This is a genomic window from Francisella philomiragia subsp. philomiragia ATCC 25015, assembly GCF_000156715.1.
In the GTDB taxonomy this organism is placed as follows: Bacteria; Pseudomonadota; Gammaproteobacteria; order Francisellales; family Francisellaceae; genus Francisella; species Francisella philomiragia.
Genome location: NZ_DS999312.1, coordinates 101,941 through 125,856 on the forward strand (window position 1 = coordinate 101,941; position 23,916 = coordinate 125,856).

Here is a 23,916-nt window from a genome sequence, read left to right on the forward strand (position 1 = left end):
ACATAAATTGCTTCGGAGGAATGTCGAGCATGAAAAAAATTACTAATGTTGATTTGATGTCAATTAAATCTTATAAGTTTCCTATTACTGCTATTAGCTCTATACTGCATCGTATATCTGGTGTGGTATTGATTTTTGCAATACCTCTGGCGGTTGTTGGTATGAATTATACACTTGCAGGTCCGGATGGCTATCAGCAAACTGTTGCTGTTTTGACTAGAGGATGGTGCAGTATATTCTTTTGGCTGTTTTTATCATCTATAACCTATCATGTTTATGCAGGTGTCAGACATATGATTATGGATATGGGTTTTGGTGAAAGTATGAAAGCAGCTAAGATTACTTCGTTGCTTGTTATTATTTTAGGTGTTTTATCTGCTATTTTATGGGGGTGCTACTTATGGCTGTAATTTCATTAACTTCTTCTGGAATTAAAGACTTCTTTGTTCAAAGAGTAACAGCTGTGATTATTGCTGTTTACTTTGGTTATCTGATTTTGGAAACTTTGTGTTTATCTCATGCTGGAACACTTAATTATGACAGTTGGAGAGGATTGTTCACAGATAGTATGTTTTTTAGAGTCGCTACACTGATGGCTTATCTAGCCATGTTTTTCCATGCTTGGGTTGGTATTTGGATTATTTGTGGTGACTATATTAAGTATGCTTGGGCATCAGCTCTTGTTATGCTGAGCTTTGTGCTGATTTATGTGTTCTGCTTTTTTTGGTTATTCGCAGTTTTATTTTTCTACTAAGAGGTTATTTTTATGAGTATAGCTACGCAAGAGTTTGATGCTATTGTAATTGGTGCTGGAGGTGCTGGTCTGAGAGCATCTTTTCAGTTGTCGCAATCAGGTTTCAAAACAGCTGTTGTGTCTAAAGTTTTTCCTACTAGATCGCATACGGTTGCAGCCCAGGGGGGTATTGCAGCTGCTCTAGGAAATATTGAATTTAATGATGGATTGCCATCAGATGATTGGAAATGGCATATGTACGATACGGTTAAAGGTTCTGATTATATTGGTGATCAGGATGCGATTGAATACATGTGTGAGCATGCGCCGCAGTCAATTATTGAGTTAGAGCATATGGGTATGCCTTTCTCAAGACTAAAAAACGGTAAGATATATCAGCGAGCATTTGGTGGTATGTCTAGAAATTATGATCCTGCTAATCAGGCAGAAAGAACTTGTGCTGCGGCTGATAGAACTGGGCATGCGCTTTTACACACCTTATATCAGGGCAATCTTTCTCATAAAACTGATTTTTATACGGAATGGTTTGCTGTTGACTTGGTCAAAGCTGATGATGGAAGTATAGCCGGTGTAATAGCTCTTAGCATAGAAACAGGAGAAACTGTTTTCTTGAAAGCAAAAATTACTATATTGGCTACTGGTGGAGCAGGTCGTATATACGAATCTAGTACTAATGCCTATATCAACACAGGTGATGGTATGGGTCTTGCTTTAAGAGCAGGTTTGCCACTTCAGGACATGGAGTTTTGGCAATTTCACCCTACTGGTATTGCTGGAGCTGGGGTTTTGGTTACTGAGGGATGTCGAGGTGAAGGTGGAGTGTTACGTAACAAAGATGGCGAGAGATTTATGGAGAGATATGCTCCTAATGCAAAAGATCTTGCTTGTCGTGATGTTGTGTCGCGTGCATCGCAACAAGAAATTATGGAAGGTCGTGGTGATACTTTCTCTGGGACAAGTTGTGTATGGCTAGACTTGACTCACCTTGGTGAAGAAGTTATTGATGAAAGATTGCCTACAGTTAGAGAGTTAGGTAGAACTTTTGCTGGTATAGATCCTGTTGAGAAGCCTATACCAGTTGTACCTACATGTCATTACCAAATGGGTGGAATACCAACTAACAAGCATGGTCAGGTAATCACTCAGGTGAATGGTGAAGATAAGGTTATTGGTGGCTTATATGCCGTTGGTGAATGTGCTTCTGTATCAGTACATGGTGCAAATAGACTTGGTAGTAACTCTTTATTAGATTTGGTTGTATTTGGTAGAGCTGCAGGTATGCATGCTGAGCAGAGTTTAAAAGAAGGTATGCCTTCGAAAGAAGTTTCGCAAGAGAATATTGAAAAAGCAACTGCTAGAATCACTAAGTGGGATACTTCTGAGCAAAGAGGTTGTCAAGAAAAAATAGCGGTGCTTAGAAAAGAGCTTCAGCAGACTATGCAACAATATTTCTCAGTATTTAGGCAAGAAAGTACAATGAAAGAAGGTCTTGATAAGTTATTCAAAATTAGAGAAAGACTTGATAATGCTGTTTTGGAAGATAATTCTAGAATTTTCAATATGATGAGAATAGAGGCTTTGGAACTAGATAATCTTGTATTGACTGCGATAGCTACGGCGAAGTTAGCACTTGAAAGAAAAGAGTCTAGAGGTGCGCATTCGAGAGTAGATTATCCTGAAAGAGATGATAAGAACTGGATGAAGCATACGTTGTATTTCTTAGATGGTGATAAAACATCACAACGTGATGTAAATATGTCTCCTACTAAGGTTAAAGCTTTCCAACCAGCAGAACGTAAGTATTAATACGAGGATTTGATAAATGGATGTAAGATTTAAGATTTATAGATATAATCCAGAAGTAGATAAAAAGCCATATTATGATGAGTATACTGTCACAGTAGAAAATGAGGGAGTTAAAGTCTTGACTGCTTTGGAACTTATCAAAGAACAGGACCCTACATTGGCTATGAGAAGATCTTGTAGAGAAGGTGTCTGCGGTTCTGATGGTATGAATATTAATGGTAAAAACCGTTTGGCATGTATTACCTCAATTGGAGAGTTAAAGCAACCAATCAAAGTTAATCCTCTACCGGGCTTACCAGTTGTTAGAGACTTGATTGTAGATATGAAGCAGTTTTATAAAAACTATGAAAAGGTTAAGCCATATCTCATAAATGATGAAGAACCTCCGGTCAAGGAAAGGTTGCAGTCTCCTGAAGATAGAGCTAAATTGGATGGTCTTTATGAGTGTATTCTATGTGCATGTTGTACAACATCATGTCCATCTTTTTGGTGGAATCCAGATAAGTTCATAGGGCCTTCAGGTTTGTTACAGGCATATAGATTTATTGCAGATTCAAGAGATACTGCTACGGAACAAAGACTTGAAGATTTAAAAGATCCGTTTAGTCTATTTAGATGTAGAACTATTATGAACTGTGTTTCTGTGTGTCCTAAAGGTCTTAATCCTACAGAAGCTATCGGTAAGATCAGATCTGCACTATTAAAGAAAAATGTGTAAAATTTAAAACCTGACATTTAGGTATTTATATGAAAAAAAAACAACCGGATTTTAGTCAGTGGTTGGAAACAACCCAGCTCTTCGGAGGTAATTTAGAATATCTTGAATCAATATATGATGATTATATTATGGGCAACTATGAGGATATTGATCCAAAATGGTTGTCCTTTTTTGATTCTATAGCTAGTTCAACAGATACTGTGCATCGCGACTTGGTTGATGAGTTCAAATTTTTGGCTAAAAATAGATCTACTGCTACAACAGTTATCAGTAGTGAAGGTGATGTGAGCTTGAAGGCAAAAGCTCTAGTAAAAGCTTATCGATCTCATGGGTATAAATCAGCAAATATTGATCCATTAGGGCTGATGAAGTATCAAAGAGACTCTGATCTAGAATTGTCTGCACATGGCCTATCTGAAAAAGATTTGTCTGAGAAAGTTAATCTTGGAGAATTTACTGATAATAAAGCTATTACTCTGAAAGAAATAATAGATAAAGCTAAGGCAATTTATGAATCTAGTGTAGGTTATGAGTATAGGTACATTGGTAATAAAGAAGAGAAGTTATGGCTTCAAGATAAGATAGAAAAAAATCTATCCACACAGCAGTCAGATAAGAAATGGATTTTACAGCAGTTGGTTGCAGCTGAGGGGTTAGAAAAGTATTTAGCTTTGAGATATGTGGGCCAGAAGAGGTTTGGTCTTGAAGGTGGTGAATCTTTAATTCCTTCTCTTCAACACGTTATAGAAAAAGCAGTATCTAGACATTCAACAAGATTTATTCAATTAGGTATGGCTCATAGAGGTCGCTTAAATGTTCTTGTGAACGTTATGGGTAAAAATCCTAAGGATCTATTTGAAGAATTTGAAGGTAAGAGAAGCGAAAAGAGTTTGTCTGGTGACGTCAAATACCATATGGGATATTCAAATTATAGATGTATTGATGGTAAAGAAGCAAAAATCGCACTAGCGTTTAACCCATCGCATCTCGAAACAGTAGATCCAGTTGTCGAAGGTGCAGCTAAAGCTATACAAGATAAATTAGATGGTAATGTTTATAATAAAGTACTACCTATATTAATACATGGTGACTCAGCTTTTTGTGGACAAGGTATCGTAATGGAAACTTTTGGCTTTTCCCTTACAGAAGCTTATGGAACAGGTGGAACAGTTCATCTTGTGGTAAATAACCAAGTTGGTTTTACTACTAGCAGTACATTTGGGGTCAATAGAAGTAGTAACTACTCAACTGATATTGCAAAAATGGTTGATGCACCAATCTTTCATGTAAATTGCGATGATCCTGAGGCTGTACTTAAGGTTGCTGATATAGCCCTTGAATACCGCATGAAGTTTAACAAGGATGTAGTTATTGATTTGGTTTGTTATCGTAGAAATGGACATAATGAAACTGATGAACCATCTGGAACTCAACCACAGATGTATGAAGTGATTAAAAAGCTTCCTTCAACACTAAAACTATATAGTGAAAAACTTATTAGAGAAGGTGTCGTCGATAGTAACCTTGTTGCACAATTAAATGCTAATTATCGTAGTAAACTAGATAATGGTCAAGTCACTATAGATATTCTTGATAGAAAGGCTGTAAAAGACAAACTTAATGTTTGTGACTGGCTGCCTTATATTGGTAAGCAAGAGACTAAATATACTTATCATGCAATACCTGAAAATAAACTCAAAGATTTGGCTTTGAAAATGAGTGAAGTACCGGAAGAGGTTAGTGCTCAGATGCAGGTCAAAAAAGCGATAACAGATAGAGTCAAGATGGCGAATGGAGAGCTTCCATTAAATTGGGGGTTTGCGGAATCTCTTGCTTATGCAACATTGCTTGATGAAGGTTATTCGGTAAGGCTATCTGGAGAAGATAGTGGTAGAGGAACATTCTCTCATCGTCATGCTGTTGTTAAAAATATGGATACTAGCTCGCAGTTAAAAGAGTATGTACCACTTCAGCATATTAATGAAAAAGCTCGATTTGATGTCATCGATTCTACGCTATCTGAATACGGTGTTTTAGGATTTGAATATGGTTATAGTTGTTATAGTCCGGATTCTCTAGTAATTTGGGAAGCTCAATTTGGTGACTTTGTAAATACGGCTCAAGTAGTTATTGATCAGTTTTTGGTAGCTGCTGAAGAAAAGTGGGGTATTTTATCAGGGTTGACACTATTTTTGCCTCATGGTCAAGAAGGCGCTGGTGCTGAGCATTCTTCAGCACGCTTAGAGAGATTCTTGCAATCATGTGCAAATAAAAATATGCAAGTTTGTACACCTACTACTCCAGCACAAATCTATCACTTGCTAAGACGTCAAGTTATTAGACCGCTTAGAAAGCCATTGATCGTAATGACACCTAAGAGTTTATTAAGAAACCCTATGGCTGTGTCTACACTAGAAGAGCTCTCTAAGGGTAAGTTTGAATCTATTATAGATGATGCAAGTGCTAATAAAGAAAAAGTTAAAAAACTTATACTTTGTAATGGTAAGGTTTACTATGATCTAATTGCTAAAAAGCAAGATACTCATGAGGATATCGCTGTAGTTAGACTTGAAGAGTTGTATCCGTTCCCGCAAGACGAACTTGCAGATATTTTTGCTAAGTATAAGCATGCCGATAAGGTAGTATGGCTACAAGAAGAGCCTCAAAATAAGGGAGCTTGGTATAATATTAGACACTTCATAGAAAAACTAGTATTAAAAAACCAAGAGTTGCTGTGTGTTGCAAGAGAGAGATCATCAACTCCTGCAGTAGGGTATCATGCACTATATGTTAAACAGCAAGAAGAAATTATTAATAGAGCTTTAGAAATATAAAATTTAAGTTATTACTAGGAGTAAGAAATGGTTGAATTAAAAGTACCTATGTTTCCAGAGTCTGTTGCAGATGGCACTCTAGCTCAGTGGAATAAAAGTGAAGGCGATTTTGTTGAAGAAGGTGATATAATCGCTGAAATAGAAACTGATAAAGTAGTTATGGAAGTTCCAGCTACTGCAAGTGGTGTTCTTAAAGGAATTAAAAAGCAAGAAGGTGATATAGTTTTATCTGAAGAATTTTTAGCAAATATTGATACTAATGCTTCAACTTCTGAGCCAAAACAAGAGGTCGTTGTAGAAGCTTCTTCACAAGCTTTGGGTAAAGAAATAGATGTTAAAGCACCTGTTTTCCCTGAGTCTGTTGCAGATGGTACGATTTCTGAGTGGCATAAGCAAGAAGGCGATGCTGTAGCAGAGGGCGATGTCTTAGCTGAGATTGAAACAGATAAGGTTGTTATGGAAGTCCCTGCAACATCCAACGGTGTTTTATCAAAAATATTAAAGCCTGCAGGTGAAACAGTTCTTTCATCAGAGTTAATAGCAAAAGTTATAGAGGGTGCAGTGGCATCTGCAGCACCTACGTCAGATGCAAAAATACAGACTGAAGATAAAGGCAATGATCCTCATCTAGTTCCTTCTGCACGTAAAGCTTTCAATGCAAGTGGATTAGATTCTGCTGCAAGTATTGAAGGTACTGGTAAGAAAGGACGTATAACTTCTGAAGATGTTAAAAAGGCGGTATCTAGTAGCAAGCCACAACAGCCTGCTATAGTCGCTAACCAAGGTCCAAGATACGAAAAAAGAGTTAAGATGACTCGTTTACGTCAGACTATTGCAAATAGATTAGTTGAGGTTCAGCATACTAATGCTATCTTGACGACGTTTAACGAGGTTGATATGAGTGCAGTTATGGCGCTTAGAAATAAATATAAAGATATATTCCTTAAAGAGCATGATACAAAGCTTGGTTTTATGTCTTTCTTTATTAAAGCAGTAACTGAAGCACTTAAAAAGTTCCCAGATGTTAATGCTTCTATTGATGGTGATGAGATTGTTTATCATAACTACTTTGATATTGGTATAGCTGTTGGTACAGATAGAGGCTTAGTGGTACCTGTTTTAAGAGATACAGATGGTAAATCTTTAGCAGAGCTTGAAGCAGATGTGCTTGATAAAGCAATCAAAGGTCGCGATGGTAAATTAAGTCTAGAGGATATGCAAGGTGGTACGTTTACAATTACTAATGGTGGTACTTATGGGTCTATGCTATCCACACCGATTATTAATTCACCACAAAGTGCGATCTTGGGTATGCATAATATTGTTGAAAGACCTGTAGTAGTAAACGGCGAGATCAAAATCCGTCCAATAATGTATTTGGCATTATCTTATGATCATAGAATTATCGATGGTGGTACATCAGTAAGATTCTTGAAGATGATTAAAGAATTGTTAGAAGATCCAAATAGAATCCTTCTACAAGTATAATTATTTTTCTTTCACTTTATTCTAAAGGTTTATTTCGATGAATTTAGATTTTATAAAAGACAGAATTGTGGCTGTACCTGACTTTCCAAAACCTGGTATAGTGTTTAGAGATATCACTCCATTATTGGCAGACCCTCAAGGGTTGAAAATGACTGCAAAAGCTATGGCTGAAGAGTTGAAATCTAAAGGTATAAAGCCGACAATTATTGCTGGTACTGAAAGTAGAGGGTTTATCTTTGGTGTAGCACTTGCAGAAGCTTTAGGCTTAGGATTTGTTCCTGTAAGAAAACCTGGCAAGCTTCCTAGAGAAACTTATAAAGTGAGCTATCAGTTAGAGTATGGCAGTGATAGCTTAGAGATTCACAAAGATGCTTTTAAGCCAATGGATAAAGTACTGGTTGTCGATGATTTGTTAGCAACTGGTGGCACAGCAAAAGCAACTGTTCAGCTTATAGAAAAAACTCAAGCAAGTGTCGTAGGTCTTATATTTGTAATAGAGCTTGAAGATCTAAATGGTAGAAAAGTTCTTGAAGGACATAATGTTTCAGCATTAGTAAAATATTAGGAGATGATTGTGGCTAAGTATTTTGGTACAGATGGTATTCGTGGTGAAGTAGGTAAATCTGTTATAAAAGCAGAATTTATGCAAAAGCTTGGAAATGCGGTTGGAGCATTAATAAATGAAAGGGATTATCCGAAGTTTGTTATTGTCGGACAAGATACGCGTAGTTCTGGTAATTTTTTAAAATTTGCTTTAGTTTCAGGTCTAAATGCAGCTGGTATAGATGTGATTGATCTAGGTGTAATCCCTACACCTGTTGTGGCTTTTATGACTGTTAAATACAAAGCAGCTGTTGGATTCGTTATCACAGCATCACATAATAAGTTTACTGATAATGGTGTTAAGCTTTTTTCATCAAGTGGATTTAAATTGGATGATGCTCTAGAAGAAGAAGTCGAAGCTAAAATTGATTCGGATTTTATTTATCAGACAGAGTGCAAGTTTGGTAATTATAAGGTTGCTGAAAACTTTATAGACGAGTATATTGAAAACTTATTTGAAAGTTTTGGTTCTTTGGTTAACTATAAAGGTAAAGTTGTCATAGATTGTGCTCATGGAGCTGCTTCGAATCATTTTGAAGCATTGCTTGATAGATTTGATATTAACTATATTTCTATAGCATCTAATCCAGATGGTTTAAATATAAATGTTGATTGTGGGGCGACTTGTACCTCAAATATCAAAAAAGCAGTGATAGAGCATAATGCTGATCTGGGGATTTCTCTAGATGGAGATGCAGATAGAATTATTATCGTTAATGAGAATGCTCAAGAAATTGATGGCGATGGAATATTAAATATTATTGCTCAATATAGTAATATATGTGGTGGTACTACTGGTATTGTAGGTACACAGATGACAAATATGAGTTATGAAAATCATTATAAGTCAAATAATATACCATTTATTCGCTCTAAAGTTGGTGATAGATATGTTTTGGAAGATTTGGTTAAGCATGGTTATAAAATAGGTGGAGAGTCATCAGGGCATGTCATTAATTTAAATTTTGGAACTACAGGTGATGGTTTGTCGACAGCTATTCAATTGTTAGCGATTTTCTCGCAAAGTGATAAACCTGTATCAGCTTTTAAATTACCTGGTGAATTAATGCAACAGACTATGATCAATGTTCCACTTAATTTTAAAGTAACATCTGATCATTTAGCTAAGCTAGCTAGTGACGTTGCTAAAGCTGAAGAGCGATTAGGTAGTCGTGGACGTGTATTGTTGAGACCTTCAGGAACTGAGCCAGTTCTGAGAGTTATGGTTGAGGCAGATACTAAAGATTTAGCTACAAAAGAAGCAGAGTATTTGGTTGAGAAAGTAAAACAAAAATTGGTGTAGATATGCAAAAATTAATAATGGGAAATTGGAAAATGAATGGTAGCTCTGCAAGCATAAAAGAGCTTTGTAGGGGTATTTCGGAAGTCGATTACAATAGTGAGAAAATTTCTGTTGCTGTTTTTCCTTCAAGCATATACGTTAAAGAGGTACTTACACAGCTTCCTAAAGAAATCGGTGTAGGTCTGCAAAATATTACTTTTTATGATAATGGTGCATATACTGGAGAGTTATCTGCAGAGATGTTACATGATGTTGGTTGTAATTATCTACTTATAGGACATTCTGAGAGAAGATCTTTGTTTGGTGAAACTGATCAAGATGTTTTCAAAAAACTTAATAAAATTATAGATACATCAGTTGTGCCAGTTGTATGTATAGGTGAGTCGCTAGAAGATAGACAAGGCGGAAGGTTAGAAAAAGTACTAACAACACAATTAAGTCTAATATTAGAAAATTTATCTATTGAGCAACTTGCTAAGGTTGTAATAGCTTACGAACCTGTTTGGGCTATAGGTACAGGAGTTGTAGCATCATTAGAGCAAGTACAAGAAACACATCAATTTATTCGTTCGCTTGTGGCTAAAGTAGATGAAAATCTTGCTAAAAATATGAAAATAGTGTATGGTGGTAGCCTAAAAGCTGAAAATGCTAAAGATATATTAAGTCTACCAGATGTTGATGGTGGCTTGATTGGTGGAGCATCTTTGAAAGCTTCTGAGTTTAACGAAATAATAAATCAAGCAAATAAAATATGTACGGAATAATTTTAACTATAGATATTATTGCAGCTATCGCTATTGTAGCTCTAGTGTTGCTACAACAAGGTAAAGGCGCTAATATGGGTGTCTCTTTTGGTGCGGGTGCTTCTAATACTGTTTTTGGTAGTAAGGGAGCGGCTTCGTTCTTGTTTAAAATGACAGTGTTCTTTACTGCAGTGTTTTTTGTATGTTGTCTTACTTTAGGATATTTAGGTAAAAGTCAAAATACAACCGCTAGTGTAAGTTCAGTTAGTACAGATAACTCTATAGCTAGCCAATATGATCAATATCAAAAAGAGATAGATCAAAGTTCTACTAGTACGAAGAAATAAAGTACTCTATTTAGCACCGGTGGTGGAATTGGTAGACACGCCATCTTGAGGGGGTGGTGTCCGTAGGACGTGCGAGTTCAAATCTCGCTCGGTGCACCAAAATCTAGAATTCTTTAAAATACAATTTTCTGATAATATAAAAAATACATATTGTTTTTTAATTTTTTGTATATGAGTCAAACCTTTGAAAAAGTTGTTGATAAGAATGTAATAGAAGGGACAAGATACTTCATATCTTTAGTTGATTTGGGGTCATACACAGCAGTAAAAAATTATTACTCGGTCGAAATTAGTACAGTTCGAAATAAATTAGAGCTTCTGGAAAGTTATTTAGGAGTTAAACTAACAACGCCAAGTCGTAATAAAATAGATATAACAGATGATGGTAAAAAATATTATTTATCGTGTAATAAGTTATATACAGACCTACAAAATACTATATTATCTAGTAAATATAAGGGTATAGATAAACTAAAATATATTCGTCTCTTTGGGACAAGAGCTTTTGTAGAGTATATTTTGCCTAAAATTCATCAAATAGATGATAAAGGTGAATACACATTTACATCTGATACCTATTTACTTAATCAAACAATAAGCTATTTATATCAGTTGTGTAATTATGATGTTGCTCTTATAGCAGCTAAAGATCTAGAAAAAATAGATCAGGATAATTGGATAGTTTGTTCAACCATCGATTCAGTTAATTTACCATCAAAGATTTATGTAAATCAAGAATTGATAAATCAATATGATTTAATCAATAATCCAGAAAATGTTTTCCATTTACCTTTTATTTTACGTAAAGATCATACAGCATTTAGTCTTAATGTTAGGATTAAAGGTAAGGATATAAGTAAGACAATTGAGAATATAAAATATCTTGTCGAGGATGATAATTATAAGGTTATGCTTATTGAAAATGGGCTCGGTGCAGGTGTTTTATTAGATAATTATTCGCAAATTTCTAAATCAAACATAATCGCCTTAGATAATATTATAAGTGAAACTTTCCATCAGAAAGTTGCGGTAATAGTCTCGAAACATGTTTCTGGTAAAACAAAACTTATTAAGTTTCTCCGAAAACAAGTAGACAGTTATATAAAAACTGTTTTGAAGATATAGTTTTCTTGAGATAAGATTTGGCTTTTGTATTATTAATTGTTTAAGTAATATCTCATTAAGATTGTCTATTAAATATTTTTTTTTGTTGATAACATAACAGTAGTGTATTAAAAATATCTAACTAATTGAATTATCAATGAGTAAAAATCCTAAAGAAGTTGTAGATAAAAATATAATAGAAGGTACAAGATACTTTATATCTTTAGTTGAGTTGGGGTCTTATGCAGCAGTTAAGAGTTACTATTCAGTTGAAGTTAATACTATTAGGAATAAGCTCGAATTATTGGAAAGCTATCTAGGCGTCAAATTAATCCAATCAGGTAGCAATAAAGTCGAAATAACAAAATATGGTAAAAAATACTATGCATCGTGTCATAGGCTGTACATAGATTTAGAAAATAGTATTCTTTCTAGTAAATATAAGGGTGTTGATAAGCTGAAGTATATACGTATTTTTGGTACTAGAACATTTGTCAATTATATTTCGCCAAATATCCATGATATAGATACTAAGGATGATTATACTTTCACTTTTGATAGTTATTTATTGTATCAAGCTAATAGCTATATTTATCAACTAAATAATTATGATATAGCTCTTATAGCATCTAAAGATCTTGAGAAAATAGATCAAGACCACTGGATGATTTGTGCAACTATAGATTCGGTAAATTTACCATCTAAGATTTATGTTAATCAGGAGCTATTAGATAAGTATGATTTAAGCACAAATCCTTTGAGAGTTTTTGAGCTTCCTTTTATTATGAGGAGAGATCAGTCATCTTTTAGTTTAAACGTTACAGTAAATGGTAAAGACTTAAGTAAACGTATTAGAAAGATAAAGTATCTTGTTGAGGATGATCTGCATAAAGTATCTTTGATTGAAAAAGGTTTAGGGGCTGGTGTTTTGTTGGATAATTATGCACAGATATCAAATTCGCCTATTGTTGCTATAGATGGAATTACAACAGAAACATTTCATGATAAACAAGTAATAATACTATCAAAACATGTTGGTAATAGAACGAAGTTAATAGAGTTTCTTCGAAAACATGCTAAAAATTATGTGAGCACTGTTTTGGGTCAATAATAGTTGGTGCTCATATCATTGATATTATAAGTTCATAATGGTAATTTAAAACCATCTCTAAAATAATAGGTCAAAAAAATGAGAAAAGTTCTAATAGCTTCTAAGATGATTTTATTAATGGTAATATCTACGTCAGTTATTTACGCGGATGATATACCATCATCAACAGCAGTTCCGATTGGTAAGGTTGTTGCAAATATATACTCTCAAGGATACCCTAGCATCAATAAAATTGAGTTTGATGATGGAGTATATAAAGCAAAAGTCATCAATGATGCTGGCAAAGAAGAGTATTTGTATATAGATCCGAATACAGGTAAAGTTCCTTTGCCCAAAAATGGCTCAAAAGAAATTAATATGAGCAAAGCTATAGCAGTAGTACCTAATGATAGATGTAAAACCATTACAAGCGTTGAAGACAAAAGTGATGTTTATGAGGTTGAATGTGTAGATAGTTCTAATAAAGAAGTTAAAGTATATGTTGATGCTATTAGTGGTAAGATATCTCAAATCGAATATGATGATTAAATAAATGTATTTATACAGTCATTTAAGAATAAGTAGCCCTTATCTGTAGGCTTGACGTTATCTTTATTCACTTTGAGTAGACCCCTGTCTATTGCTACCTGTAAATTGTTTTGTATAGTATCTTTGGATAAAAAAGTTTGCCTTTCAAATAGATCAAAGCTGAAACCATCTCGTAAGCGAAGGGTGTTGAGCATAAACTCATAGACTAAATCATCCTGACTGACAACATTTGAATCTTTTATAAAGTTATCTGCCTGTGAATATATTTTGGGATGTTTGTGTTTCCAAGTTCTTTTGATCTCCTTGGTTTGAAGATTTGTAATCTTGCTATGAGCTCCAGCGCCAATACCAATGTAGTCACCAAAGTTCCAATAGTTTGAGTTATGAATAGATCTTAAATTATCTTTTGCATAAGCTGAGATCTCATATTGATAGTATCCAGCTTGTTGGAGTAATTTTTTACCAGTGATTTCAATTTGCTCTAAAGTTTCCTCATCTGGTAACTTTGGAGGTTTTGCTGCAAAAAGGGTGTTTGGTTCTATGGTTAGCTGATACCAAGATATATGTGTCGGTTGCATTGCTATGGCTTGAGAAATGTCAAAAATACCATCCTCAAAGCTTTGATTTGGAAGCCCGTGCATTATATCAATATTGAAATTTGAGATTCTTGAATTCTTAATCTCTTCGATGGTTGTGTAAACATTGTCACAATTATGAATTCTGCCTAGTAACTGTAGCTTTTTATTTTGAAAGCTTTGTACACCAACTGAGATACGGCTTATACCAATATTTGCATAGTCTGAAATAGATCCACGTTCGACAGTACCAGGATTCATTTCAAGAGTTATTTCGCAATTGGGATTAAGCTTTGAATTATCTTTTATGTGTTGTAAAACTTTACCAAGATAATCCGCTTTGAAAAGTGAAGGTGTCCCGCCCCCTATGAAAATACTTATAACTTCTCTATCTTGTAGATCAGTTAGATGAGTATCAAAGTCGGCAATTAGTTTTTTGTAATAATCCTGTGAGAGATATGTATCATCTTTGATTGCATGGGAGTTAAAATCACAGTAAGGGCATTTACGTACACACCAGGGAAAGTGTATATATATTCCTATTTGCTTGTTTATATTAAACATCTTATGCCTTAAAGATGAGAAATTTACTAACGACAAAAGTATATACTGCGACTAATCCCATCGTTATAAATAGTGCAAGTAAATATTGTATATGTAGAAGATGAAGCAACACATAATATATGCCTTCATTGAGAGCTAAACCTATCATGACATTAATGAAAAATTGTGTGGCAGCCTTTTTATGTGATTGAGTTGTTGTGGAGAATGTCAAAAATCTATGTCCAAAATAGCTGACATTAAAAGCAATAAGGAATGCAAAAAAATTTGCGACCATAGGCTTAAAAATATCAAGTTCAACAAGCAACCATACAATAACAAAGTTAGTTATTGATGCTAATATACCTATAATTATGAAATAAGATAGTTGTTTTTTTAACATTAGTTTGTGGAGTTTTATAGTAGTTGTTTATATTATAACTATTAAAGAGAATTTTATAAGGGAAAGTTAGATGGAAATAATTAAATATCAATTGGGAATTGTTGAAGGCTTACCATCATCTGCTTTATATATGATGTTTAGTATCAATAAAGATAATGATGTTAAGTTTGGATTAAAGGTATTACAAAAGTTTGTCGATGGTAAGAGTGTAGTTGCTGGATTTGGTAAAGATCTTTTGCAAATGTTTGATCTTCCTAGTGATGATAATTTCAAAAGAGCTAAATTTAATAATGAAAGAATGTCAGATAATGATGGTTATGACTTAGTACTTTGGCTAAGAGGAGATGATCGAGGAGAGCTATTTCATAATGCATTAAATATTAGAAAAGCATTACAGGATTTCTTTACTGTAGAAAAAATAGTGTCTAGCTATACCTATCATGGCAAGTATGATTTATCAGGATTTGAAGATGGTATTGAGAATCCTAAGGGTGAAGAGGTTGTTCCAGCATCAGTAATACCAGAAGGTAAGTTAGAGGGGTCGAGTTTTTGGGTTCTTCAACAATGGTTGCATGACTTTGATTGGTTAAATAATGCAAGTCAATCAGCTAAAGAAGAGTGTATAGGTAGGTCTTTGGATGATTCTCATCAATTTAAGGATTTGAAAGACTTCGCTCATGTTAAGAGATCTGCCAAAGAAAACTTTGATCCAGAAGCAGAGTTGCTAAGAAGATCAATGCCTTGGTCAGATGATAATCTAAATGGAGGGTTTATGTTCTCTGCGTTTGCATTATCATTTAGATCATTTAATTTACAGATGGGTAATATGCTCGGTGGTAGTGATGGTATTGTTGACGGAGTCTTTAAATTTTCTAAGATTATTGAGACAAGCTATTTGTGGTGTCCACCTTTCAAAAAAGCTAGGCTTGATATTTCATTATTAAAGTGATGCAAAATAGCTGAAAGATTATATTTTATATACAAATACTCATTAACAGGTTAAAATATACGCGTGTTATGCAAAAATTAATTAGTATCTACGGAGGTTAAAGCATGTCTGATATTAAAAATATCACTAAGCTACAGATAGAGGAAAAAGGAAAGAAATACTCTCTGTATAGCTTAAAGAAACTTTCTCAAGAGCTTGGTAAAGATGTAACTCGTCTTCCTTACTCTATCAGAGTATTACTTGAAAACCAACTAAGAAATATAGATGGATATAAAGTAAAAGAAGATGATATGCATAAGGTTTTAGATTGGGATGCTAAAGCTAGCTCAAGACCTGAAATTCCACATATGCCAGCTAGAGTAGTGATGCAAGACTTCACAGGTGTGCCAGCTGTAGTTGATTTGGCAGCGATGAGAAAAGCTATCAAAGATGCTGGTGGCGATGCTGACAAGATTAATCCTCTTGTAGATACAGCTATGGTAATTGACCACTCTGTACAAGTTGATTACTATGGAACAAAAACAGCTTTAGCACAAAACGTTGCTAAAGAATTTGAAAGAAATGGTGAAAGATATAGTTTACTTAAGTGGGCTCAGAAAGCATTTGATGATTTCATAGTTGTACCACCGGGAATGGGTATTATTCACCAAGTAAACCTTGAGTATCTTGCAAAGGGCGCATTAGTAAAAAATATTGATGGTGAAGATGTTATTTACCCAGATACATTAGTGGGTACAGACTCACATACTACTATGATCAACGGTGTTGGTGTAGTAGGTTGGGGTGTAGGCGGTATTGAAGCTGAAGCTGTTATGCTTGGCCAACCATATTACATGGTTTTACCAGATGTGGTAGGTGTTAAGCTTACTGGTAAACTAAAAACTGGTGTTACAGCAACAGATTTAGTACTTGAGATTACTGAAGTACTTAGAAAGCACGGTGTTGTTGGTAAATTCGTTGAGTACTATGGTGAAGGCTTAGAGAGTTTATCTCTACCAGATAGAGCGACTATCGCAAACATGGCTCCAGAGTATGGTGCTACTATTGGTTTCTTCCCTGTTGATGAAGTTACATTAGACTTCTTTAACAATACAAACCGTAGCGAACTTGTTGATGCTGCGCGTGATATGTATAAAGAGCAATTGTTATTTAGAGAAAATCCAGCAGAAGAGCCTGAATACTCTAGTATTGTAGAAATTAATTTATCAGAAGTTGAATCTAACCTTGCTGGTCCTAAGCGTCCGCAAGATAGAGTTGCTTTCCATGATATGAAAAAATCATTTGAAGAAGCCTTAGTTCACGAGCAAGGTTTGCATGGCTATGGTTTGACTGAAGAAGAGCTTCATAAGTCAGCAGAAGTTAAAGGCATCGGTGAAAGAATTACTCATGGTTCGCTAGCTATTGCTGCAATTACATCGTGTACTAACACTTCTAACCCTTCATTATTAATCGGTGCAGGGTTGTTGGCTAAGAAAGCAAATGAAAAAGGTCTTAAAGTAAAGCCATTTGTTAAGACATCTTTAGCACCTGGCTCTCAGGTTGTTACTCAATACCTTGAAAAAGCTAATTTATTGCCAGAGCTTGAGAACTTGGGCTTCAACCTTGTTGGTTACGGTTGTACTACTTGTATTGGTAACTCAGGTCCTCTGGATGAGCCTGTAGTAGATGCGATTAATGAAGCGGATTTGGTTGTAGCTTCTGTAAGTTCTGGTAACCGTAACTTTGAAGGTCGTATTAACCCACATGTTAAAGCTAACTATCTGGCTTCTCCTATTCATGTTGTTGCTTACGCTTTAGCCGGCACAGTTGACTTTGATCCAGTTGAAGATGCTATTGGAACAGATACTGAAGGTAATAATGTTTACTTAGCAGATATTTGGCCAAGTACAGAAGAGATCGCTGCGATTCAATCTGATGTAATCAACTCTGCAATGTTTGAAAAAGCTTATGCTACAGTACTTGATGGAACAGCTGATTGGCAAAAACTTGATGCTCCTGAAGGTAAGCTTTATGAGTTTGATAGTTCTTCGACTTATATCCAATGTCCAAACTTCTTTGAGAAGTTTGCAGAGGGTAATGATGACTTAGATATCAAAGGTGCAAGAACTCTACTTATGTTAGGTGATTCTGTAACTACAGACCATATTTCGCCTGCTGGTGCAATTCCAGAAGAGTATCCTGCTGGACAATATCTAAAATCTCATGGTGTTGAGAAAAAAGACTTTAACTCTTATGGTTCACGTCGTGGAAACCATGAAGTTATGATGAGAGGTACTTTTGCAAATATTCGTATTCGTAATTTACTTCTTGATGGCGTAGAAGGTGGATATACTAAGTATCATCTTGATGGCTCTCAACAGTATGTATTTGACGCAGCTATGAAATATAAGGAAAAAGATATTCCTTTAGTAATTTTGGCTGGTAAAGAGTATGGTACTGGCTCATCACGTGACTGGGCTGCTAAAGGTACATTCTTGTTAGGTGTTAAGGCTGTTATAGCTGAGAGCTACGAAAGAATTCATAGATCTAACCTTGTGGGTATGGGTGTACTACCTCTTGAGTACGTCGATGGTCAAAATGCTAAAACTCTTGGTTTGGATGGTTCAGAAATGTTTAATATCAAGAATTTAAACAATATCAAGCCTCGCCAAAGAGTAGTTGTAGAAGCAGTACATCCAAAAACAGCGCATACTACAACATTTGAAGCATTGGCTCGTCTAGATGCAGATGTTGATGTTGATTACTTGAAGAATGGCGGTATTTTACAAACAGTTCTTAAAGATATCATGAAACAAAAAAAAAAATCTAGTTCAGTAAATACTGATACTAATACTTGTTCTGGAGATTCTTCAGAGTTTTCTTGCCCATTTTCAAAGATGGCTAATTTCTTTAAAAAACTATTCAAATAATTTATCTCTGAAAATTATTTAGTTCTCTATTTTTTTTATTCTTTAATAGTGATAAAGTTTCATTATCACTATTAATTTTATTTTTATTATATGATAAGAAAACTACTAACTCTTTGTGTGCAAAAGAAAGCATCAGATTTGCACCTATCATCTGGGTGTAAAGCCAAGTATAGAATCGATGGCGACTTGATTGATATCGAAACATCTCCAGTATTAAATGATAAGATGATTTCACAAATGCTCTTGGAGATTATGACAGATGATCAAAAAGATGAGCTTATAGAAACTTATGAGTGTGATTTTTCGATCGATGATAAAGATAATGATGCAAGATTCAGGGTTAATGCTTTTTTTCATAATCGTGGCTATGGTGCGGTATTTCGTCGTTTAGAAAATACGATCCCTACTCTAGATCAGTTTGGGGCACCGCGTATACTTAAAGACGTACAAGCTAAGCAAGGAGGATTAATTCTTGTTACAGGACCTACAGGTTCGGGTAAAAGTAGTACCTTGGCTGCATTGGTTAATGAGATAAATCAAAAAGAAGACTCTCATATTTTGACTATTGAAGATCCTGTTGAATTTGTGCATACAAGTCAAAGAGCTCTAGTTAATCAACGTGAAGTCAAAAGAGATACTAGAAGCTTTAATGCCGCTTTGAAATCAGCACTAAGGGAAGATCCCGATTGTATCCTTGTTGGGGAAATGCGTGATTTAGAAACTATACGTTTGGCTCTTGAGGCAGCTGAAACTGGTCACTTGGTACTAGGAACATTACATACAATGTCAGCAATCAAAACAGTGGATAGGGTAATATCGGTATTTCCACCAGCTGAGCAGGAATTAGTCCGTAATATGTTAGCAGAATCATTGCAAATAGTTATATCTCAGCGTCTACTTAAGCGAAAAGGTGGAGGTCGTGTTGCTGCATATGAAGTTCTTATATCTAATACAGGTATCAGAAATATGATAAAAGAAAATAAGCTTTCTCAAATCTACACAGCACTACAAACTGGAACAGCAAAAGGTATGGCTACTATGGAGCAAAGTATTGAGAATCTTCTTAAAGCCGGAACAATAACTCCTGAAGAAGCAGCTAAATATATAATAGTAAGATAAAATATTCTTTTGGATAGGATTTATACCAATCCCAACACAAACTCATACATTCTCGCTTTGTATTCCACATCTATTTTATAGCTTTCAATATTTGCTAATAGCCTAGATTATCTACACATTGGAAACTTAAATTAGGCATAAACTACCTTGCGATATTAATATAAATTTATATTGGAATTAGTACTAGAGATTTGTTTAATTTGATTTGCCAGCATATAGGCACTAGTAAATGCTGATTCAACACGCCCCTTTATACACCAGTCACCACATATGGATATATTTTGGTTTGTATCAATAAAGTAACCAGCTGTATTTTGTTTACCTATATTTGCATAACGCCAAGCATGCAGTGTTCTATAGTCTGGCTTATTTAGATCTACAGCTAATACTTCTTTGGCTCTATCAAAAATTGTTTCTAGGATTTGTTCTCGATCGTAATCAATATATTGATTAGCCCATTTATTTGCAGAGTGTATAACTAAGCAGTTATGAGTATTGCGATCAGGTTTCGAGTTGTTGAGAGATATCCAACTAATTATCTCGTCATGTACTAGAGCAGCATCAAAATTCAGATTAATCTCTTTATCATAGCCAAGCATTAGTGAAAAGCAGCTATCCATTTTTATTGAGCTAATTTGGTTATAGAAAGAAGTATTTTGAGGTAGTAAATCTTTAAGTTGGTCTGATGGGATGGCAAAGATAATCCAGTCAAAGCATCCTAGAAATTGGTTGTTATCATCTTTAACAATCCATAGCCTATCTTCTTTAGTGATTGAGCCAACCCTTGTGTTTAGAGAGATATCTAGACCTTGAGCTAAGTATTGCGCTACAGAATTCATTCTAGGAGAGCCAACATAATGTTTATATTCATTATCCCAAGATTTTTGATTTATTATTTCAGAGTTTTTGATTTCAACAAAATTAGCTTGCCAATTTTTTATTATACCTTGATCTATCATTGGCTTAAGGAACTCTTTAAATTCAAAGGATTTAGCAGTAAAATATTGAGCTCCATGATCAAAATAGTAAGGGTCAGCATATCTTGTTGACATTCTGCCACTAACTCCACGAGATTTCTCAAAAATAGTTATTTCTACCGAATCTTTTAGAATATTTGCAGCGGTCAATCCAGCAAGACCTGCACCGATTATTGCTATCTTCATATAAGAATCCAAGAAATTGTTAGTGAAACAACAACACATAGTGTTATTGGTAGTCTTATATATTTGAAATATTTTGTACTAATAAGATTTAATTTTAAGAAGTAGTAATCGACTTTAAGTAATACTAGAAATTCTGCTATAAGTAATAATATAAAATTTTTGGGATCTAAGTTTAGATATCCAAACCAAATAATTATTGCATTTAAATTACTAGTAAGCTGTATAAATATTTTTGTAGAGCTGGGTTCTAAATTAATTTGTCTTCCCCAATGGGTTCCAGCTATAAATGATGCAATAACCACTCCATATAGTGAGATAGCTTTAATTATATTGCCAAATATTAAAAAGTCGTTATAACCAAGTATTAGACAGAGTGAGAAGAAAACAAAAGGTATTAAGCCAAAATATGCGAGATAAATATCTAGATTTTTATAGCTTTTCAAATTAGTTCTCCTAGTAACTTAGTTTTTCTTTGGTCTTTCCTCTGAAGATATAATAAGCATAGCTGGTGTATAGCAACAGTAATGGGATCATAATTACAGCTGGAATTAGCGTAAATAGTAATGTGGTATCACTAGCTTGTGCTTGAGTGTATGTAATGTGATAAGGGATAATATATGGAAATATTAGTGCCAACATACTTGTATATGTAAAGACAAATATTGCTACAGCTGACCAATATGGTAAAGCATGATTTTTAGCATCTATCACTTTGATAAGAACTAAGAAACTTATAATGGTAAGTACAAAAAGTGCACCAAGAACAGTCATTTTATAGAAGCTATCTAAAGGTAGTTTGGTATATATAGGAGTAATTGCTCCAATAATTAACATTAATATCGCAAGTACTATACTACATGATTTAGCTAGTCTTTTAGCCTTATCAAAAAGCTCTCCTTCAGTCTTAAGTATAAGACGAGTTGCGCCAAGTAAACTATAACCAAATACCAAAGCAATACCAGTAAGTATAGAAAAGCCAGCACCATAAAAAGTACTATGCGGGAAACCTACTATCAATTCTCCAACTATGTAGCCTTGCAGAAAAGTTGCCGTCAATGAAGATATAAAGAAAAGTTTATCCCAGTTTTTGATACCTTTATGAGATTTTAGTCTAAACTCAAAGCAAATACCTCTGAAGAGTATCATAACTACTAAAAGTATCGCAGATAAGTAAATCTTAGGGAATATGTAAGCAAATGCGATAGGAAACATCCCATAAAAGCATGCTAAAGCAAAAACTAGCCATGTTTGGTTACCATCCCAAGTCGGTAGTAATATACTCACTGCGATATCTTTTTGATGATCATCAAAAAATGGAAATAGTGACCCCATGCCTAGAGCAAATCCATCTAATACAATATACAGTAGTAGAGCAAAAGCAATTATAAATAACCAAATTAATCCTAAGTCCATAATTATTCCTCCTCGCCTGTAGTCTTCTCAACTGATTGGAAGTATGAGTAAGGCATTCTTTCTTCACCACCAGTACTTGGACCACCATTTATAATTCTAAATAAGTATCTAAAATAGAAGAATCCAAATATAACGAAGTAAACAATGATTATTGCTGCTAATGAGCTAAACACTTGCCAGAAGTTAATGTCACTGACAGAATATTCAGTCCTTAGTATGTTATATACAGTCCAAGGTTGTCTTCCGAATTCTGCAGTGAACCATCCTGTGATGATAGCAACAAAACCTAGTGGTGTAGTTAATGTACAAAGTCTTAGGAACCATTTTGAAGTTTGCAGTTTTTTTCTAGCTAAGAGTATAGTTCCTACCACACCCATAAGTATCATCAGTGTACCAATACCTACCATGATTCTAAAGCTGTAGAATACCACAGCAACTACTGGTCTATCTTTCTCCGGAACAGATTTTAGACCTATTAATTCTCCATCTAATTCATGAGTATTTATCAAAGAAGCAAGCTTAGGAATCTCTATAGAGAATAAGTTCTTTTCTTGTGATTCGCTTGGATATGCAAAGACTACAAAAGGAGCACCTTTTTGTGTATCCCAAACCCCTTCTATAGCTGCTGTTTTGAGTGGTTGATGTTCATGTACTTCTCTACCTACATCATCGCCTACTGCAAGCTGGCCTACACTCAGGATTAAAATCGAAACTATTGAAAATTTGATGCATGTCTTAGCAAAGCTATGATGTTTATCCTTGATAATGTAATAAGCACTAACACCTAATATGACCATTAGAGTACTTAGGTATGCCGCCATAAGCATATGGATATATCTTGGAATCACAGAAGGATTAAAAATGACATGATACCAACTATAAACTTCAAACTTACCATTGATATAGTTAACGCCATCAGGAGTTTGCATCCAAGAATTAGCTGATAATATCCAAAAAGCTGATAACGTCACACCAGCAAATATCGTGAAATTAGCTAGAAAATGAACATATTTGTTAATTCTACCCCAACCAAAAATCATAATACCTAGTGCTCCAGCCTCTATGAAGAAAGCTGTAAGGACTTCGTAGGTGAAGAGTGATCCAAGTACAGGACCTACTTTTTCGGCGAATCCAGCCCAGTTGGCACCGAACTGGAATTCCATGACAATTCCTGATACAACGCCCATACCAAATGTGAGGGCAAATACTTTGGTCCAAAATTTAACAATAGATAAGTATTTATCATTTTTGGTAATTAGCCATAGCGCTTCAAAGATCATCAGGAATGTCGATAATCCTATACTGAAGGCTGGAAACAAAATATGAAAGCTCACTGTAAAGGCGAACTGTATTCTTGATAGTATTTCGACCCAGTACATAGAAGAACCTCTGTGTTTTTATTGTTGTCAAAACTAGCTAGATTATATCTTGCTAGTAGCTTTTATTATGATTTTTAGCTGTAAGGCTAATATACTTAGAATCTCACAATAGCTTGATATTCTCAAG

22 protein-coding genes and 1 tRNA gene are annotated in these 23,916 nt (G+C 34.7%); 17 read left to right on the forward strand and 6 right to left on the reverse strand.

Annotation, left to right across the window (positions count from 1 at the left end; all coding sequences use genetic code 11):
• Positions 1-29 precede the first annotated feature (29 nt).
• The 14 genes from sdhC (at position 30) to FTPG_RS03275 (ending at position 13,339) form a co-directional block, all read left to right on the forward strand.
• Positions 30-410 carry a succinate dehydrogenase, cytochrome b556 subunit gene (gene sdhC / locus FTPG_RS03210; protein WP_035722250.1) on the forward strand — a complete coding sequence of 127 codons (381 nt, stop codon included), beginning with the start codon at positions 30-32 and terminating at the stop codon, positions 408-410.
• On the forward strand, positions 386-754 hold the full coding sequence (sdhD, locus tag FTPG_RS03215; protein WP_004286993.1) for a succinate dehydrogenase, hydrophobic membrane anchor protein: 369 nt from the start codon (positions 386-388) through the stop codon (positions 752-754). The genes sdhC and sdhD overlap by 25 nt, the downstream gene beginning before the upstream one ends.
• Positions 755-766: 12 nt before the next feature.
• Complete coding sequence (sdhA, locus tag FTPG_RS03220; RefSeq protein WP_004286994.1) at positions 767-2,560, forward strand: succinate dehydrogenase flavoprotein subunit; 1,794 nt, start codon at positions 767-769, stop codon at positions 2,558-2,560.
• 16 nt (positions 2,561-2,576) lie between these two features.
• Entirely contained in the window at positions 2,577-3,278 is a 702-nt protein-coding gene (locus FTPG_RS03225; RefSeq protein ID WP_004286995.1) for a succinate dehydrogenase iron-sulfur subunit, read from the forward strand.
• A 29-nt stretch (positions 3,279-3,307) separates the two neighbouring features.
• Positions 3,308-6,112: a 2-oxoglutarate dehydrogenase E1 component gene (locus FTPG_RS03230; protein ID WP_004286996.1), complete on the forward strand. Its 2,805-nt coding sequence runs from the start codon at positions 3,308-3,310 to the stop codon at positions 6,110-6,112.
• 27 nt (positions 6,113-6,139) lie between these two features.
• Complete coding sequence (gene odhB / locus FTPG_RS03235) at positions 6,140-7,600, forward strand: 2-oxoglutarate dehydrogenase complex dihydrolipoyllysine-residue succinyltransferase (protein ID WP_004286997.1); 1,461 nt, start codon at positions 6,140-6,142, stop codon at positions 7,598-7,600.
• Between the two features lie 37 nt (positions 7,601-7,637).
• Entirely contained in the window at positions 7,638-8,165 is a 528-nt protein-coding gene (locus FTPG_RS03240) for an adenine phosphoribosyltransferase (protein ID WP_004286998.1), read from the forward strand.
• A gap of 9 nt (positions 8,166-8,174) precedes the next feature.
• Entirely contained in the window at positions 8,175-9,506 is a 1,332-nt protein-coding gene (gene glmM, locus FTPG_RS03245; RefSeq protein ID WP_004286999.1) for a phosphoglucosamine mutase, read from the forward strand.
• 2 nt (positions 9,507-9,508) lie between these two features.
• On the forward strand, positions 9,509-10,270 hold the full coding sequence (gene tpiA, locus FTPG_RS03250; RefSeq protein ID WP_004287000.1) for a triose-phosphate isomerase: 762 nt from the start codon (positions 9,509-9,511) through the stop codon (positions 10,268-10,270).
• Positions 10,258-10,596: a preprotein translocase subunit SecG gene (gene secG, locus FTPG_RS03255; RefSeq protein WP_004287001.1), complete on the forward strand. Its 339-nt coding sequence runs from the start codon at positions 10,258-10,260 to the stop codon at positions 10,594-10,596. The genes tpiA and secG overlap by 13 nt, the downstream gene beginning before the upstream one ends.
• 13 nt (positions 10,597-10,609) lie before the next feature.
• Positions 10,610-10,695 (forward strand) — tRNA-Leu (locus tag FTPG_RS03260).
• 72 nt (positions 10,696-10,767) lie between these two features.
• Entirely contained in the window at positions 10,768-11,721 is a 954-nt protein-coding gene (locus FTPG_RS03265) for a hypothetical protein (protein WP_004287002.1), read from the forward strand.
• Positions 11,722-11,857: 136 nt separating this feature from the next.
• Positions 11,858-12,811, forward strand: coding sequence for a LysR family transcriptional regulator domain-containing protein (locus FTPG_RS03270; protein ID WP_004287003.1), 954 nt, complete (start codon positions 11,858-11,860; stop codon positions 12,809-12,811).
• Positions 12,812-12,916: 105 nt separating this feature from the next.
• Positions 12,917-13,339 (forward strand): PepSY domain-containing protein, encoded by a 423-nt coding sequence (locus FTPG_RS03275; RefSeq protein WP_411762935.1) that lies wholly within the window; start codon positions 12,917-12,919, stop codon positions 13,337-13,339.
• Here FTPG_RS03275 and hemW read toward each other — a convergent pair.
• Entirely contained in the window at positions 13,336-14,478 is a 1,143-nt protein-coding gene (hemW, locus tag FTPG_RS03280; protein WP_004287005.1) for a radical SAM family heme chaperone HemW, read from the reverse strand. The genes FTPG_RS03275 and hemW overlap by 4 nt on opposite strands.
• A gap of 1 nt (position 14,479) precedes the next feature.
• The gene (locus FTPG_RS03285; RefSeq protein WP_004287006.1) at positions 14,480-14,857 is read right to left on the reverse strand and encodes a GtrA family protein; all 378 of its coding nucleotides are present in this window, start codon (positions 14,855-14,857) and stop codon (positions 14,480-14,482) included.
• 70 nt (positions 14,858-14,927) lie between these two features.
• On the opposite strand from FTPG_RS03285, the gene FTPG_RS03290 reads away from it, so the two are divergent.
• The 3 genes from FTPG_RS03290 to FTPG_RS03300 all read left to right on the forward strand — a co-directional run bounded on the left by FTPG_RS03290 (position 14,928) and on the right by FTPG_RS03300 (position 19,834).
• Positions 14,928-15,806 carry a Dyp-type peroxidase gene (locus FTPG_RS03290; protein WP_004287007.1) on the forward strand — a complete coding sequence of 293 codons (879 nt, stop codon included), beginning with the start codon at positions 14,928-14,930 and terminating at the stop codon, positions 15,804-15,806.
• A gap of 104 nt (positions 15,807-15,910) precedes the next feature.
• On the forward strand, positions 15,911-18,715 hold the full coding sequence (acnA, locus tag FTPG_RS03295; RefSeq protein ID WP_004287008.1) for an aconitate hydratase AcnA: 2,805 nt from the start codon (positions 15,911-15,913) through the stop codon (positions 18,713-18,715).
• Positions 18,716-18,805: 90 nt separating this feature from the next.
• Positions 18,806-19,834, forward strand: a complete 1,029-nt coding sequence (locus tag FTPG_RS03300) for a type IV pilus twitching motility protein PilT (RefSeq protein WP_004287009.1) — start codon at positions 18,806-18,808, stop codon at positions 19,832-19,834.
• 155 nt (positions 19,835-19,989) lie between these two features.
• On the opposite strand, the gene FTPG_RS03305 is transcribed toward FTPG_RS03300, so the two are convergent.
• Genes FTPG_RS03305 through FTPG_RS03320 form a run of 4 tightly spaced genes read right to left on the reverse strand, consistent with a single transcriptional unit; the run spans position 19,990 to position 23,789 of the window.
• Positions 19,990-20,997: an NAD(P)/FAD-dependent oxidoreductase gene (locus FTPG_RS03305; protein WP_004287011.1), complete on the reverse strand. Its 1,008-nt coding sequence runs from the start codon at positions 20,995-20,997 to the stop codon at positions 19,990-19,992.
• On the reverse strand, positions 20,994-21,440 hold the full coding sequence (locus FTPG_RS03310; RefSeq protein ID WP_004287012.1) for a DUF3429 domain-containing protein: 447 nt from the start codon (positions 21,438-21,440) through the stop codon (positions 20,994-20,996). The genes FTPG_RS03305 and FTPG_RS03310 overlap by 4 nt, the downstream gene beginning before the upstream one ends.
• 10 nt (positions 21,441-21,450) lie before the next feature.
• On the reverse strand, positions 21,451-22,410 hold the full coding sequence (locus FTPG_RS03315) for a cytochrome d ubiquinol oxidase subunit II (RefSeq protein ID WP_004287013.1): 960 nt from the start codon (positions 22,408-22,410) through the stop codon (positions 21,451-21,453).
• Positions 22,411-22,412: 2 nt separating this feature from the next.
• Entirely contained in the window at positions 22,413-23,789 is a 1,377-nt protein-coding gene (locus FTPG_RS03320; RefSeq protein WP_012280397.1) for a cytochrome ubiquinol oxidase subunit I, read from the reverse strand.
• Between the last annotated feature and the right edge of the window lie 127 nt (positions 23,790-23,916).